Below are 14,766 nucleotides of genomic sequence, written 5' to 3'. Positions count from 1 at the left end.
GACGACTTTTCACAACACAACCCGAAAAATCAAAAAGCGTCTTTCTTCTCGCGTAGAACGGCAAATGTGTGCCATACCGGTTCATCATTCACGTTAACGTTTAACGCCCTTTGCAAATCAATATCTTGCGTGCGGAGAAATAAATTTATTGACCGTTCGTGCCCCAGTTTTGTGGGCAGACTAATGCCATTTTCGGCGCGTAAGTCCTTAATTTTCTGATATTCGGCCATTATTTGCGGGTCATGGGGCAGAATAGCCGCAGCAAACTTCAGGTTAGATAAAGTATATTCATGCGCGCAGCAGACCAGCGTGTCATCCGGAAGCTGATTAAGCTTTTGAAAGGATTCATACATCTGCTCTGCGGTGCCTTCGAAAAGACGTCCGCAGCCACCCGAAAAGAGTGTGTCGCCACAGAAAAGATAAGGCGAGCTGTAATATGAGATATGTCCTAAAGTGTGACCAGGGGTATGAATCACCTCGAACGTCAGGCCGAGCACCGTCACCTGATCGCCCTCGCTGACCACCGTTCTGGCCCCTTTGGCGACCGTTTCCTGCGGGCCGTAAACTTCGAGCGCCGGGAAATGCTCACACAGCGTTTTCACCCCACCCGTATGGTCGTTGTGGTGATGAGTTAACAGAATCGCCACCGGCTGCCAGCCGTTAGAGGCCATTTTTTCTAATACCGGCTGAGCTTCACCGGGATCGACAATCAGACACTGACCTTCATCATTATTCAGCGTCCATATGTAGTTGTCCTGCAACGCAGGAATACTGGTAAGATTCATCATCACCTCTAGCAGGTCGTAGGAATAAGGAAGAGCGTAAAGCATGAAGCCCGCGAAAACACGCCAGATTCTGAACGCTCCGCTATCGTGGCGCGATATGCCGTGGGGAGACTATTTCCGCGACGCGCTGACCCAGCAGCTTCAGCCTTACCTCGGAAAGCTTTATGGCTTTCATATGCTTAAGCTTGGCAACCTCAGCGCAGAAATCAACACCGAACACTGTGCTATTTCACATCAGGTCAACGTGGGCAGCGAGGGCGAGCTGTTACAGGTGCTGGCTGACCCCCTGCAGCTTCCCTTTGAGTCGAAGTCGATTGATGCCTGTCTGCTGGCGCATACGCTGGCCTGGAGCCAGGACCCGCATCGGGTGTTGCGGGAAGTGGACAGGGTACTCATTGACGACGGCTGGATGATTATCAGCGGCTTCAATCCCTTCAGCCTGCTCGGGGTCACGAAAATGATTCCGGGGTTAGGCCGTAAGGCGCCCTGGAGCGGACGGATGTTCAGCCAGATGCGTCTGCTCGACTGGCTGAGCCTGCTGAACTATGAGGTGGTTTACCGCACCCGGTTTCAGGTGGTGCCGTGGCATCGGCAGGGGGGAAAACTGATCAGCGCCCACTTACCGGCGCTGGGGTGCCTGAATATTGTCGTGGCACGTAAACGCACCTTCCCGCTGCTGCCGACACGGGCGAAGAAGAGCATGAGCCCCAGCCAGATCCGCCAGACCGTCAATGCTACCCGCCAGTTCCGGCAGGCAGACGATCAGGACTCGCTCTTGTAACCGATATCTTCAAAGGCGGGATTTTCCGCCGCGCTGCGGGCCAGCACGTCGCAGCGCTCATTCTCGGGATGTCCCGCGTGGCCTTTGACCCACTCCCACTGAATCTTGTGGGTGCTGAGGGCCTGGTCGAGACGCTGCCAGAGGTCGACGTTCTTCACCGGTTTTTTATCCGCGGTTTTCCAGCCGCGTTTTTTCCAGTTATGGATCCAGCTGGTAATTCCCTGACGCACATACTGGCTGTCGGTACTGAGCACCACATCGCAGGGCTGCGTCAGCGCTTCAAGCGAAATAATGGCCGCCATCAGTTCCATCCGGTTATTGGTGGTGAGGCGATAGCCCGCGCTGAAGGTTTTCTCATGCTGGCCATAACGTAAAATCGCCCCGTAACCGCCGGGACCGGGATTTCCAAGACAGGATCCATCGGTGAATATTTCTACCTGTTTGCGCATCTCTGGTAGACTTCCTCTCAAAAACGTCAAGTCTGACATAAAACGGGTCTTATGAGCACTGCAAATAACCGCCAGATCGTACTCGATACTGAAACCACCGGCATGAACATGATCGGGGTCCATTATGAGGGGCACCGCATCATTGAGATTGGTGCGGTCGAGGTGATTAACCGTCGCCTGACCGGTAACAATTTCCATATGTACCTGAAGCCCGATCGGCTGGTCGATCCGGAAGCCTTCGGCGTTCACGGGATTGCAGATGAGTTCCTTGCCGACAAACCGATGTTCAGCGAGATTGCGGATGAGTTTCTCGACTATATCCGCGGCGCCGAGCTGGTGATCCATAACGCGCCGTTCGATATCGGCTTTATGGATTACGAGTTCTCAAAGCTGAATCGCGGCATTGAGAAAACCGAAACCTTCTGCAAAGTGACCGACAGCCTGGCGCTGGCGCGGCGCATGTTTCCCGGCAAGCGTAACAGCCTGGATGCGCTCTGCTCGCGTTATGAGATAGATAACAGCAAGCGAACGCTGCACGGCGCACTGCTCGATGCCGAGATCCTGGCGGACGTGTTCCTGACCATGACCGGCGGGCAGACCTCACTGTCGTTTTTATCCGAAAGTGAAAGCGCCCGTCAGGCGCAGGGCGAGAGCATTCAGCGCATCGTACGTCCCGCCTCGGCACTGCGCGTGGTGACGGCCAGCGACGAGGAGATCGTTGCCCATGAGTCACGTCTGGATCTGGTCATGAAAAAGGGCGGCAGCTGCCTGTGGCGCGGCTGAATGATGGAAATTTGTGGATAAAATCAACGGCGAGCTGAAAAAAACGGCAAACGATCGCGTCGTCAGGAAAAAGCGTTGACGCCGCAACGGCCTGCCATTACTATGCGCCTCGTTCTCGACGGGGAACAAAGCGCGGAGCGGTAGTTCAGTTGGTTAGAATACCTGCCTGTCACGCAGGGGGTCGCGGGTTCGAGCCCCGTCCGTTCCGCCAATCTCTTTAAAAAAGCCGATTCAGAAATGAATCGGCTTTTTGCTGTCTGCGATTCCTTGGCGGGTTACTCTTTCTGCGCCACGACCTCACCCTGCCAGCGCGCACTGTCTGCCGCTTCCCGCTCTTCACGGGCGATAAAGCGGTAGCAGCCTGCCGCCAGACCGGCGCCGATAAACCAGCTGAAGTTCGCCACCTGATGCAGGGAAGGGATAAAGCTGATCACCAGGCAGATGGCCACCGACGGAAGCAGCGCGGCAATCGCTTTAGGGTTAAACCCGCCGCGATACCAGTACCGGCCCGCTGGCGTGGCGTTAAACAGGTCGTCGACCGAGATACGTCCGCGTTTGATCAGGTAGAAATCGGCCAGCAGAATGCCGAACAGCGGACCGATAAAGGAGCCCAGGACATCCAGGGTGTAGTGAATCAGTTCAGGCGACTGGAACAGGTTCCACGGCGTTAACAGCACCGAGCCTACCGCGGCGATCATCCCGCCGGTGCGGAAGCTGATTTTCTGCGGTGAACAGTTAGAGAAGTCGAAGGCGGGGGAAACGAAGTTGGCCACAATGTTGATGCCGATAGTGGCGGTAATCATTGTCAGCAGCCCAATCGCCACCGCCAGGTCGTTGCCGACCATGCTCACGGTCTCGATCGGATCGGTGATCATTTTACCAAACAGCGACTGAGTGCCCGACACGATGACCACTGTCACCACGGAAAAGAGCAGGAAGTTAAACGGCAGGCCCCAGCGGTTGCCACGACGGATCTCTGACATGCTTTTGCCGTAGCGGGAGAAGTCACCGAAATTCAGCAGTGGCCCGGAGAAGTAGGAGACGACCAGCGCCGTTGCGGTAATCATCTGCCACGTCTGCTCGCCCGGGGTAAGTGATTTACTGGCGAGGGTAAAAGAGATCCCATCAAAGCCGGTCTTGTATACAATCCATCCCGCCAGCGCCACCATCACTACATAGACAGCCGGACCCGCTACATCGATAAACCGTTTAATGGCGCTCATGCCATGCCAGAAGACCATCGCCTGCAGCAGCCACATCACGCCAAAGCAGCACCAGCCCAGCAGCGACAGGCCAAGCCAGTGTGGCTCGGTCATTGAGTTCAGTGACGGGGCGAACTTCAGCAGAACCAGCATCAGCGCGTTCGCCGCCAGATAGGTCTGGATGCCATACCAGGCAAACGCGATCAGCCCGCGGATGACCGCCGGAATATTCGCGCCAAACACGCCAAACGCCTGACGGCAGATCACCGCATAGGGAACGCCTGCCATCTGGCTCGGTTTTGCCACCAGATTGGCACAGATCTGCACGATGCAGATCCCGGCCAGCAGGCAGAGCAGCACCTGCCAGCTGGCTAATCCCAGCGTGAAGAAGCTGGCCGCCACCACATAGCCGCCCATGCTGTGGACATCTGACATCCAGAACGAAAAAATGTTGTACCACGACCAGTTCTGGTCGCGGGTGGGCGCCAGATCGTCGTTACAGAGACGTGGGCTGTAACTGGCGTTAGCGTCAGAGGCCGTGCTGGCCACCGTGGAATGATTTGGCATGAAACCTGCTCCTCTACCCGAGAGTGAAATGAATAATCTGGTAAAGGGGTATTGCAGGATTCAGGCCAGATTTCTTTTCCTGTATACAATATTTGCTGTTCACGTATACGATATGTGGCGTACAGAGAGCTTCCGGAGCAGGTAATGACAAGTAAAACAGGCCAGCGAGACGCCGCCAGAACGCAGGATAAAGATGAAGGGATCTACCAGGCGCTGATGACCGCCATTGTGGAGCATCAGCTGCCGCCGGGCAGTAAACTGCCGGAAGAGGCGCTCTCCGGCGTGTTTGGAGTAAGCCGCACCGGCATTCGCAAAGTACTGCAGCGCCTTGCGGCGGTGCAAATGGTCACCCTGACGCCCAAACGTGGTGCGCAGGTCGCCACTCCTGGCGTTGAAGAGGCGCGGGAGATCTTCGCCACCCGCAGTTTAATGGAGTGCGCCAATCTGCACGCCGTGCTGGCCCATCTGCAGCCCCCGCATCTGGTGGCGCTGGAACAGCTTATCGCACAGGAGAATAAGGCCCACGCCGCGCATGATGGCCCGGCAGCCATCCGGCTTTCGGCAGCCTTTCATATCCAGCTGCAGGCGATTTCCGGCAATCAGGTGCTCACCGGCATGGTGACCAGCCTGACGCAGCGCTCGTCGCTGGTGATTGCCGCCTATGGCGCGCCGTGGCAGCGCGGCTGCCGCTGTGACGACCACACGCATCTGCTGACCCTGTTACGGGCACGTGCGCTGCAGCCACTGACTGAGGCGCTGCAGCACCATTTTGAGCATATTGTTTCCAGCCTGCACTTTGAGCGCAGCGGTGAAACGCTGCCCGACTTTTCACGACTGTTTGCCACGGGCAAAGGAGCGGCCTCATGAGCCTGATTCAGGTCATTAACCCCAATACCAGCCTGGCGATGACCGAAACCATCGCTCAGGCTGCCCGTGCGGTTGCCGCACCCGGCACCGACATTCTGGCCGTTTCACCCTCGCAGGGCGTGCCTTCCATTGAAGGGCATTTTGATGAGGCGATCGCGGCCATCGGGGTGCTGGAGCAGGTCAGGCTGGGTCGGGAACAGGGCGTCAGCGGACATGTGATTGCCTGTTTTGGTGACCCGGGGTTACTGGCGGCGCGCGAGCTGGCCAGCGGGCCGGTCATCGGTATCGCAGAAGCGGCGATGCACACCGCCACCCTGCTGGCGACGCGCTTTTCGATTGTCACCACGCTGCCGCGCACGCTGGTGATTGCCCGTCATCTTCTGCAGCAGTATGGCTTTACTCATCACTGTGCCGCGCTGCATGCCATCGATCTGCCGGTGCTGGCGCTGGAGGATGGCAGCGGACTGGCGCAGGAAAAAGTGCGTGAGCGTTGCCTCCAGGCCAAACGGGAAGATGGCAGCGGCGCGATTGTGCTCGGCTGTGGCGGCATGGCGACGCTGGCCGCCTCCCTGACGCAGGAGCTGGGTCTGCCGGTGATTGATGGCGTCGGCGCGGCCGTAAAAATGGTGGAGTCGCTGGTGGCGCTTGGCTTTGGCACCAGCAAACATGGCGATCTGGCCTGGCCTTTGCAGAAACCTCTCTCAGGTGCGTTTCAGCATCTAAACTAACGGAACTTTCCAGACAGAAGACAGGAAGCGAGTAATGACTGACGCTGCAGAGAAGAAAGAGTACAGCTTTAACAAAAACTATCCGCGCGATTTGATCGGTTATGGTGCTCATCCGCCGCACGCCGCCTGGCCCAACAACGCCCGGGTGGCGGTGCAGTTTGTCCTGAATTACGAAGAGGGGGCGGAGAACAGCGTGCTGCACGGTGACGCCGGCTCCGAGCAGTTCCTCTCCGACATCATCGGTGCCGCCAGCTATGCCGACCGTCATATGTCGATGGAGTCACTCTATGAGTACGGCTCGCGCGCCGGTTTCTGGCGCATCCACAATGAATTTCAGAAGCGCGGTCTGCCGCTGACCGTGTTTGGCGTGGCAATGGCGCTGGCGCGTCACCCGGAGGTTGTCGAAGCGATTAAACAGGCGGACTACGATGTGGTCAGTCACGGCTGGCGCTGGCTCCACTATCAGGGCGTGGATGCGAAAACCGAACGTCAGCATATGCAGCAGGCGGTGGATGTGCTGACCGATCTGTTTGGGAAAGCCCCAACCGGCTGGTATACCGGACGTGACAGCCCGAACACGCGCCGGCTGGTGGTGGAGCAGGGCGGCTTCAGCTACGACAGCGACTACTATGGCGACGACCTGCCGTTCTGGACGCAGGTGACCTGTCAGGATGGCACGGTTAAGCCGCACCTGATTATTCCCTACACCCTGGAGTGCAATGACATGCGCTTTGCCTCGCCGCAGGGATTTAACACCGCCGAGCAGTTCTTCACCTACCTGCGTGACAGCTTCGATGTGCTATATGAAGAGGGCGAGACCGCGCCGAAGATGATGTCGATCGGGATGCACTGTCGCCTGCTGGGGCGTCCGGGCAAATTCCGTGCGCTGCAGAATTTCCTCGACCACATTCAGCAGCATGACGACGTCTGGATCTGTACCCGCCAGCAGATCGCCGATCACTGGATCGCGACACACCCGGCACCCTAAGCCGGTTCCGGTGCGTCGCCTCCCTCGGGTCAGGCGACGCACCGGCGATAATCAGCTCATCAGACTGACCTGGGCTGCCACAATGCACCAGCCGTGCGGCATGCGAATCCAGGTCTGCTGCTGACGGCCGGTTTTATCACTGCCGGCACGGGTAAATTCGGTGCTGCAGACCGCATAATCCTCGCCAAAGGTGGTGATCACCGTATTCCGCAGCGTCCGGTCGAGGCCCGCAGCGGGGCGTGCAGCCCGGAAGGCGCGAATCTCATCGATGCCATACAGGTTTTCACCGGCCCCGAGTCGCACGGTGCGCGGGTCGTGCCAGAAAAGCGCATCCAGTTCAGCCACGTCATTGCTCACCAGCGCCTTTTCGTAACGCCAGAACTGCGCCGTCACCTCGCTGACCACCTGCGGTAAATTAATCTCTCTGTTCATCAGGCTCCTGCCATCGTGATTTGCGGCAGGGTGATGCCGCGTTGTTCCAGTGTCCAGGCGGCACGTAATGCCGCCGCTTCATTAAACGGGCGGGCGATAAGCTGTAACCCAATCGGCAGGCCGCTTCGGGTCGCCAGCGGAACGGTACAGACCGGCAGTCCCAGGAAGGAGATGGGCTGCGTCAGCATGCCCATGCTCGCTTTGGCGGGCAGCGATTCACCCTGAATTGACAGCGTCTGCTGACCGATGGTGATCGCGCTGCAGGGGGTTGCCGGGGCGATCAGCACATCGAAGCGATCAAACAGCGGCAGCACCTGCTGCTGGAAATGACGACGAAAGCGCTGGGCCTGCACATACCAGGCGCCGGGCATCATCGCGCCGGCCAGCAGACGCTCGCGTGAGTTAGGTTCAAACACCTCAGGCTTCTGACGCAGGGCAGGCAGATAGTGATTCCCCCCCTCGGCGGCGGTCATGATAAAGGCTGCCGAACGCGCCAGCTCCGCCTCCGGCATCACCACCTCCTCCTGCGCCTCCAGCGCGGCTGCGACTGTAGCCACCGCCGCGCGGGCGTCCTCATCGCACCAGCGGGCAAAAAAACCGCCCAGCACGCCACATCGCAGCCCTTCACTGCCCTGCGACAGGCCGGGCAACGTGGCCTCTGGCGGCCGGACGGCCTGAAACGCATCTGCGGGGTCTGCGCCCTGCAGCAGGTCATAAACCAGCGCCAGGTCTTCCACCCGCCGGGCCAGCGGACCGATATGATCGAGGCTGGCAACAAAGGGGTGGCTGCCGCTGCGTGACAGCCGGCCAAAAGTGGGTTTCAGGCCAAAAATGCCGCACAGCGACGCGGGCACCCGGATTGAGCCGTTGGTATCGGTGCCCAGCGAAAAGTGAACCAGTCCGGCGGCCACGGCGGCGGCCGACCCCCCGGACGAGCCGCCCGCGACGCGGCTTAAATCGCGTGGGTTACGGGTCGGGCCGTAATGGCTGTTCTCGGTGGTGAAACCATAGGCGTAGGCATCCATGTTCAGCATGCCTGACAGCAGCGCGCCAGCGTGGCGCAGTTTGCCGATGGCGAAGGCATCCGCCTGCGCCGCGGGGCGGTCGCTGAACAGCCTGGCGCCTGCCAGCGTGCTGTGACCCGCCACATCAAACAGGTTCTTCACCGCATAGGGAATGCCCGCCAGCGGGGGCAGGGGCTCACCGCGCTGCCGCTGCGCATCAACCGCGCTGGCTTCTTTCAACATGCGTGGCCCGGTGATTTCCGTCCAGGCATTCAGCGCCGGGTTGTGCTGCTCAATCGCCTGCAGCGTCTGTTCGGCCACCTCGCGAGCGCTGATCTCACCCTGGCGGATTGCCTGCTGCAGCGTCTGAATCGAAACGTCACCTGTTTTCATGCCTGATACACTCCCGCCACTTCCAGCCGGTCATCAAGCGGAAACGCCATCAGTGGTGCGGCCATCTCCGCGATACGCGACAGCTGGATTAGCAGCTCGGCGCGGCGGGGATCGTCCAGCGTCAGTTGCAGGATCTGCTCCATATGGCCGATGTAGCTGGCCCACTCATGTTCATTCATGATTCACTCCTGTTTAAAAACCGGCGGCGCTGCCGTTACTGCGCGGATCGCTCGCGCCTTCAAACATGCCGTTGCAGTGACGCACAATGGCACCCGCATGACCCACGGATTCGCTGAAGTCCGGCAGGCGTTCTACCTCGTGCCCCCACTGGCGCAGCTGTGCGACGGTTGCGTCGGCAATACGGCCTTCCAGCTTCAGCGAGTCTGATGACTGGCCCCAGGTACGCCCCAGCAGCCAGCGCGGTGCACTGACCGCCTGCTGCAGCGGCAACCCCTGAATCACATGGCGGGTAAAGATCGCTGCCTGGGTCTGCGGCTGACCATCTCCGCCCATCGCGCCATAAACCAGCGTCCGGCCATCTTTCAGCCGTGCGGCGGCGGGGTTCAGGGTATGGAAGGGCTGTTTGCCGGGTGCCAGCGCCAGCAGATGGTCAGGATCGAGGCTGAACGCGGCTCCCCGGTTCTGCCAGGTGATGCCGGTGCCGGGCAGGACGACCCCGCTGCCAAACTCGTGATAGATGCTCTGAATAAAGGAGACGGCAAGCCCGCTGCTGTCCATCACACCCATCCAGACCGTATCGCCCGGCCCGCGGCCGCTGCCCCAGTTTGCCGCCTCGCCATCTTTGATCTGGCTGGCGAGGGTGGCGAGGGCGTCGTCAGCCAGCAGCGCCTGCACATCTTCGGTGACGTGACGCGGATCGGTAATGTGCCGGTCGCGCAGCGCAAAGGCTTTTTTGGTGGCTTCCACGATGCGGTGCACCGTCTGCGCCTCGTCAGCCCCGGCCATCTCCAGGCGATCGGTAATGCCAAGGATCGCCAGCGAGACGAGGCCCTGGGTCGGCGGGGCGATATTCCAGATGTCGCCTTCGCTGTGAGCGAGGTGCAGGGGCGTGGTACGACGGGCGCGATGCTGCTGCAGATCGGCCAGGGTGACCGGCATGCCAAGCGTGGCCATTTCATCAGCCATATGGTGCGCCAGCGGGCCGCTGTAGAAGCTGTCCAGCCCCTGTTCGGTAAGCTGGCTCAGTGTCTGTGCCAGCGCAGGCTGGGTAAAACGGCTGCCAGGCTGCGGCACCTCGCCATCAGGCATAAAGGTGGCGCTGAAGCCGGGCTGATGCTGTAACTCACTGCGGAAGTTCGTCGTGGCGGCGGTCTGAGAGGCGGTGACCGGAATACCGTCCGCGGCGTAGCGAATCGCATCGCGCAGCAGACGCGCCAGCGGCAGCAGCGGGCTGCCGGATTCAGCGGCGAGGGTCAGCGCCTCCTGCCAGCCGCTGACCGTACCGGCGACGGTCAGCGCCGCTTTCGGCCCGCGATGAGGGATTCTGGGGTGACCGGCATAGAAATCCGGATGCGCCAGCGAACCGGCGGCACCGCTGGCGTCGATAGCGACGGGATCGCCGCCGGGTGGCAGGATCAGCCAGAACCCATCCCCGCCCAGCCCATTCATGTGCGGGTAGACCACGGCGATAGTCGCGGCTGCCGCCACCATCGCTTCGATGGCGTTGCCGCCGTCACGCAGCACCGCCAGCGCGCTCTCACTCGCCAGATGGTGCGGCGTCACCGCCATGCCCATCGGCGCCATATTACTCTGAATCATCTTTTTCTCGTTCTTCGGGTAACAGAACCGATAGCAAAGCAAGAGCTGTTCCAGTTTTTAGCCTGAGCTGACATTGTGCCGGTTAACCTGGCGTAAATTGTGCTAGCTTCTGCTGAAACAAAAGTTACAGGGTGCGATATGAAACAGCTTGATGAACGACTCCGGAGTCACTATCCCCAGCTCTCGCCGCAGGAGCAGCGCATTGCCGACTTCGTGTTTGACCACTTCGATGATCTGATCAGCTACAACAGCGCCGAGCTGGCGCGGCTCAGCGGCGTGTCGAAAGCCACGGTCAGCAGGCTGTTTAAGCGTCTGGGATATGAGAAATACAAGGATATGCGCGATGAGCTGCGCATCCTGCGTCAGAGCGGCATGCCGCTGACCGATAACCGGGATGCAGTGCAGGGCAACACGCTGCTGGCGCGCCACTACAAGCAGGAGATGGCGAACCTGACACAGTGGGTCAACAGCCTGGATGCCCGTCAGTTTAACGATGTGATCCAGCAGCTGGCGCAGGCGAAGCGCGTCTTTATCATCGGCATGCGCAACGCCTATCCGGTGGCGCTGCATCTGCGACAGCAGCTGGTGCAGGCGCGCTCGCAGGTCTTTATCCTGCCGCAGCCAGGCCAGACGCTGGCAGAGGAGCTGGTGGATATCACCCCGGAGGATATGGTGGTGGTGATGGCGTTTCGCCGCCGCCCCCGCATCATCCGTCCGCTGATGCAGCAGCTTCAGGCGGCCGGAATACCGCTGCTGGCGCTGTGTGAGCCGCAGGCGCAGACGGTCACTGCGCTGGCACGCTGGCAGCTCTGCACGCCGCTCGACAGCGTTTCCGCCTTCGACAGCTACGGCTCGGCCATGAGTCTGATTAACCTGATTGCCAATGCGCTGCTGCATGAAATGCTGGCGCAGGGGCGGCAGCGTATTCATCAGATCGCCGATCTCTACCAGCAGTTCGACGAGCTGGAGCACCGTTAACAGGCACCATTTTGGTGCTTTGCCCCATTTCAGCACACGCCCGCCCGCGGCGTAATCCTCCCCGGTTACGCCCCTTTTTCAGTGAACTCTTTGCCGCTTAACCCTTTTTCAGCCGCTGCCCTTGTTGGCACATTAGTTGCAAATTGCCTGTTAAAGAATCTTTTGTTTCATCACATTTCACCGGGGTGCATAATGAAAAAAGTTTTAATGGCGGTTGCAACAGCGGCATTACTGATGGCACAGGCGGGAAGCGCACTGGCCGATCAACTGCAGGACATTCAGAAGCGCGGTGTGATCCGCGTGGCCGTTCCGCAGGATTTCCCGCCGTTTGGCTCGGTGGGTACCGATCTGCAGCCGCAGGGGTATGACATCGACATGGCGAAATACCTGGCGAAGCAGATGAAACTTAAGTTGCAGCTGGTGCCGGTCAGCAGCGCCAACCGGGTGCCTTATCTGCAAACCGACAAGGTCGATCTGGTGATCTCCAGCATGGGTAAAAATGCGGAGCGTGAAAAAGTGATCGACTTTACCCGCGCCTATGCGCCGTTCTTCCTGGGCGTCTTCGGACCGAAAGGTGACGAGATCAAAGCGGCCAGCGCGCTGAGCGGCAAGTCGATTGGCGTTACCCGCGGCGCGGTGGAAGATATGGTGCTGAGCGAAGTGGTACCGAAAGATGCGCAGGTGAAACGTTACGAAGATAACAACACCACCTTATCGGCGTATCTCTCCGGCCAGGTGCAGTATGTCGCCACCGGCAACCTGGTGGTCGCCGCCATTGCCCGCCAGAATCCGGAAAAAGCGCCGGTCGCTCAGTTTATGCTGAAAGATTCGCCCTGCTTTATCGGTCTGAAGAAAGATGAGCCTGCGCTGAAGGCGAAGGTGAATGCGCTGATTGAGCAGGGGATTAAAGATGGCACCCTGAACAAGCTGTCCGAAGAGTGGCTGAAAGCGCCACTGCCCGCCAGCCTGGGCGCATGAGGACAGATTCATGACCGGGCAACTTAACTTTCCCGCGTTGTGGCCCTACTGGCCGGAGCTGCTTTCCGGCCTCTGGGTCACCATTCAGCTGACGCTGCTGGCGACCACCGGTGGGGTGGCGATTGGCATCGCAGGCGCGGCGCTGCGCAGCGGTAAACCGGGCTGGCTGAGCCGCCTCTGGGGCCTCTATGTCGAGCTGATCCGTAATACGCCATTTGTGGTGCAGCTGTTCTTTATCGTTTTCGGTCTGCCGAATCTGGGGCTGAAACTCACCGCCGGTGAGGCGGCGCTACTGGCGATGCTGATCAACCTGGGCGCTTACAGCACCGAAATCATCCGTGCCGGCATCCAGGTGACCCCGAAAGGGCAGTGGGAAGCGGGGCGGGTGCTGGGATTGACCCGCAGCCAGACCTTTCTGCGGGTGGTGTTACCTCCTGCGCTGCAGCGGATTTATCCGGCGCTGGTGAGCCAGTGCATTATCGTGATGCTGGGGTCGTCGGTGGTGTCGCAGGTCTCCTACGAGGAGCTGACCTTCGCCGCCAACCTGATCCAGTCGCGTACGTTTCTGAGCTTTGAGGTTTATCTGGTGACCACGCTGATCTACCTGGCGTTGTCGATTGCGATGCGCCATCTGCTGCTGGCGATAGGCCGTAAATGGTTTGGAGTGCAGCCCTCATGATGACGACCTTTACCGACTGGGACATCGTGCGCAACCTGCTGCTGGCGGCGCGCTGGACCCTGTTACTGTCGCTGGTAGCCTTTGTCGGCGGAACCCTGGTGACGCTGCCTCTGCTGCTGCTGCGTCTGCTGCAGCGCAAATGGCTGACGCGTGCGATACGGGGTTACACCGCGCTGTTTCAGGGAACCCCGCTGCTGATGCAGCTGTTTCTGGCCTTTTTTGGCGTCGGCTTATTTGGCATTGATGTGGCACCCTGGACGGCCGCCTCGCTGGCGCTGACCTTCTACACCAGCGCCTTTCTGGTGGATATCTGGTACGGCAGCATCCGCGCCCTGCCGAAAGGGCAGTGGGAAGCGTCACGCTGCCTCGGCCTGACCTTTGGTCAGACGCTGTGGCGGGTGGTTGCACCGCAGGCGATCCGCATCGGCATCGCCCCGACGGTAGGTTTTGCCGTACAGGTTATCAAGGGCACCGCGCTGGCGTCGATTATCGGGTTTATCGAGCTGACCAAGGCGGGCACGATTCTGAACAACGTGACCTACCAGCCGTTTAAAGTTTTCGGGCTGGTGGCGCTGGGCTACTTCCTGATGTGTTATCCGCTGTCTCGCTACAGCCAGTATCTGGAGAAAAAATTCAATGCCGCTCATCACCATTAATCAGGTGCAAAAATATTACGGCGACAACCATGTGTTGAAAGGCGTGGATCTGGATATCGACATGGGAGAGGTGATCTCGATCATCGGTCGCAGCGGATCGGGCAAAAGCACGCTGCTGCGCTGTATGAACGGGCTGGAGGGCTATCAGGAGGGCAGCATCAAGCTCGGCGGCATGACCATCACCAGTCGTGACTCGCAGGCGCGTGAAATCAGCCGCTCGATTGGCATGGTGTTTCAGAACTTCAACCTCTTCCCGCACATGACGGCGCTGGAAAACGTCATGCTGGCACCGCGCCGCGTGCTGAAGAAAAGCGACGCTGAATGCCGGGCGCTGGCGACGCAGATGCTGGAGAAGGTGGGGCTGGGCGAGCGCCTTAACTATTACCCTGCCAGCCTCTCGGGCGGCCAGCAGCAGCGCGTGGCGATCGCCCGTGCGCTGGCGATGACGCCCAAAGTTTTACTCTGTGATGAGATCACCTCTGCGCTGGATCCCGAACTGGTGGGCGAAGTCCTGAAAGTGCTGGAGCAGCTGGCAGCGGAAGGCATGACGCTGATCCTCGTCACGCATGAAATGAATTTCGCCCGCGACGTGGGCGATCGAGTGGTCTTTATGCATCAGGGGCGCGTCTGGGAGCAGGGCGACAGTAAAACGCTGTTTGCGCAGCCGCAATCGCCGGAGCTGAAGCAGTTTATCTCTTCAGTGCGTCTCTGAGTCTT

17 protein-coding genes and 1 tRNA gene are annotated in these 14,766 nt (G+C 59.6%); 11 read left to right on the top strand and 7 right to left on the bottom strand.

What is annotated here, in order from left to right; genetic code table 11:
* Positions 1-29 precede the first annotated feature (29 nt).
* Complete coding sequence (gene gloB / locus OJ965_RS17130) at positions 30-785, bottom strand: hydroxyacylglutathione hydrolase (protein WP_265139286.1); 756 nt, start codon at positions 783-785, stop codon at positions 30-32.
* A 43-nt stretch (positions 786-828) separates the two neighbouring features.
* Between gloB and OJ965_RS17125 the strand changes: the two genes are divergently transcribed.
* Positions 829-1,566, top strand: a complete 738-nt coding sequence (locus tag OJ965_RS17125; RefSeq protein WP_046101290.1) for a class I SAM-dependent methyltransferase — start codon at positions 829-831, stop codon at positions 1,564-1,566.
* On the opposite strand, the gene rnhA is transcribed toward OJ965_RS17125, so the two are convergent.
* Positions 1,548-2,015 (bottom strand): ribonuclease HI, encoded by a 468-nt coding sequence (gene rnhA / locus OJ965_RS17120; protein ID WP_009091940.1) that lies wholly within the window; start codon positions 2,013-2,015, stop codon positions 1,548-1,550. The two genes, OJ965_RS17125 and rnhA, sit on opposite strands and share 19 nt — an antisense overlap.
* A gap of 51 nt (positions 2,016-2,066) precedes the next feature.
* Here rnhA and dnaQ point away from each other — a divergent pair, with 51 nt between their 5' ends.
* Together dnaQ and OJ965_RS17110 are read left to right on the top strand one after the other, a co-directional pair.
* A complete protein-coding gene (gene dnaQ, locus OJ965_RS17115) occupies positions 2,067-2,798 on the top strand; it encodes a DNA polymerase III subunit epsilon (protein WP_009091938.1) in 732 nt (243 codons plus the stop codon).
* Between the two features lie 134 nt (positions 2,799-2,932).
* Positions 2,933-3,009, top strand: a tRNA-Asp gene (locus OJ965_RS17110).
* Between the two features lie 64 nt (positions 3,010-3,073).
* Here the strand turns inward: OJ965_RS17110 and OJ965_RS17105 are convergent.
* The gene (locus OJ965_RS17105) at positions 3,074-4,567 is read right to left on the bottom strand and encodes an NCS1 family nucleobase:cation symporter-1 (protein WP_265137192.1); all 1,494 of its coding nucleotides are present in this window, start codon (positions 4,565-4,567) and stop codon (positions 3,074-3,076) included.
* A gap of 144 nt (positions 4,568-4,711) precedes the next feature.
* Between OJ965_RS17105 and OJ965_RS17100 the strand changes: the two genes are divergently transcribed.
* Genes OJ965_RS17100 through puuE form a run of 3 tightly spaced genes read left to right on the top strand, consistent with a single transcriptional unit; the run spans position 4,712 to position 7,150 of the window.
* A complete protein-coding gene (locus OJ965_RS17100; RefSeq protein ID WP_265137191.1) occupies positions 4,712-5,434 on the top strand; it encodes a GntR family transcriptional regulator in 723 nt (240 codons plus the stop codon).
* Positions 5,431-6,162, top strand: coding sequence for an allantoin racemase (gene hpxA, locus OJ965_RS17095; RefSeq protein ID WP_009091932.1), 732 nt, complete (start codon positions 5,431-5,433; stop codon positions 6,160-6,162). The genes OJ965_RS17100 and hpxA overlap by 4 nt, the downstream gene beginning before the upstream one ends.
* A gap of 34 nt (positions 6,163-6,196) precedes the next feature.
* Positions 6,197-7,150, top strand: coding sequence for an allantoinase PuuE (gene puuE / locus OJ965_RS17090; protein WP_009091930.1), 954 nt, complete (start codon positions 6,197-6,199; stop codon positions 7,148-7,150).
* Positions 7,151-7,201: 51 nt separating this feature from the next.
* On the opposite strand, the gene hpxZ is transcribed toward puuE, so the two are convergent.
* Genes hpxZ through OJ965_RS17070 form a run of 4 tightly spaced genes read right to left on the bottom strand, consistent with a single transcriptional unit; the run spans position 7,202 to position 10,758 of the window.
* Complete coding sequence (gene hpxZ, locus OJ965_RS17085) at positions 7,202-7,582, bottom strand: oxalurate catabolism protein HpxZ (RefSeq protein WP_265137190.1); 381 nt, start codon at positions 7,580-7,582, stop codon at positions 7,202-7,204.
* Positions 7,582-8,979, bottom strand: a complete 1,398-nt coding sequence (locus OJ965_RS17080; protein ID WP_265137189.1) for an AtzE family amidohydrolase — start codon at positions 8,977-8,979, stop codon at positions 7,582-7,584. The genes hpxZ and OJ965_RS17080 overlap by 1 nt, the downstream gene beginning before the upstream one ends.
* The gene (hpxX, locus tag OJ965_RS17075; RefSeq protein WP_009091925.1) at positions 8,976-9,158 is read right to left on the bottom strand and encodes an oxalurate catabolism protein HpxX; all 183 of its coding nucleotides are present in this window, start codon (positions 9,156-9,158) and stop codon (positions 8,976-8,978) included. The genes OJ965_RS17080 and hpxX overlap by 4 nt, the downstream gene beginning before the upstream one ends.
* A 13-nt stretch (positions 9,159-9,171) precedes the next feature.
* Positions 9,172-10,758: a gamma-glutamyltransferase family protein gene (locus OJ965_RS17070; RefSeq protein WP_265137188.1), complete on the bottom strand. Its 1,587-nt coding sequence runs from the start codon at positions 10,756-10,758 to the stop codon at positions 9,172-9,174.
* Between the two features lie 138 nt (positions 10,759-10,896).
* On the opposite strand from OJ965_RS17070, the gene hpxU reads away from it, so the two are divergent.
* From hpxU to OJ965_RS17045, 5 genes are all read left to right on the top strand, one after another.
* Entirely contained in the window at positions 10,897-11,736 is an 840-nt protein-coding gene (gene hpxU, locus OJ965_RS17065; protein WP_046101295.1) for a MurR/RpiR family transcriptional regulator HpxU, read from the top strand.
* A gap of 192 nt (positions 11,737-11,928) precedes the next feature.
* Complete coding sequence (locus OJ965_RS17060) at positions 11,929-12,714, top strand: transporter substrate-binding domain-containing protein (protein WP_265137187.1); 786 nt, start codon at positions 11,929-11,931, stop codon at positions 12,712-12,714.
* Positions 12,715-12,724: 10 nt separating this feature from the next.
* Complete coding sequence (locus tag OJ965_RS17055; protein ID WP_009091920.1) at positions 12,725-13,393, top strand: amino acid ABC transporter permease; 669 nt, start codon at positions 12,725-12,727, stop codon at positions 13,391-13,393.
* Positions 13,393-14,049, top strand: a complete 657-nt coding sequence (locus tag OJ965_RS17050) for an amino acid ABC transporter permease (RefSeq protein ID WP_009091919.1) — start codon at positions 13,393-13,395, stop codon at positions 14,047-14,049. Before OJ965_RS17055 ends, OJ965_RS17050 begins: the two co-directional genes overlap by 1 nt.
* Positions 14,030-14,761, top strand: coding sequence for an amino acid ABC transporter ATP-binding protein (locus OJ965_RS17045; protein ID WP_009091918.1), 732 nt, complete (start codon positions 14,030-14,032; stop codon positions 14,759-14,761). Before OJ965_RS17050 ends, OJ965_RS17045 begins: the two co-directional genes overlap by 20 nt.
* Positions 14,762-14,766: the final 5 nt, after the last annotated feature.

Origin of the sequence: Pantoea anthophila (genome assembly GCF_026104315.1) — a bacterium.
Taxonomy (GTDB): Bacteria; Pseudomonadota; Gammaproteobacteria; order Enterobacterales; family Enterobacteriaceae; genus Pantoea; species Pantoea anthophila.
Note: the sequence above shows the minus strand (reverse complement) of the source record. Positions and strands in the feature narration are given on the sequence as shown.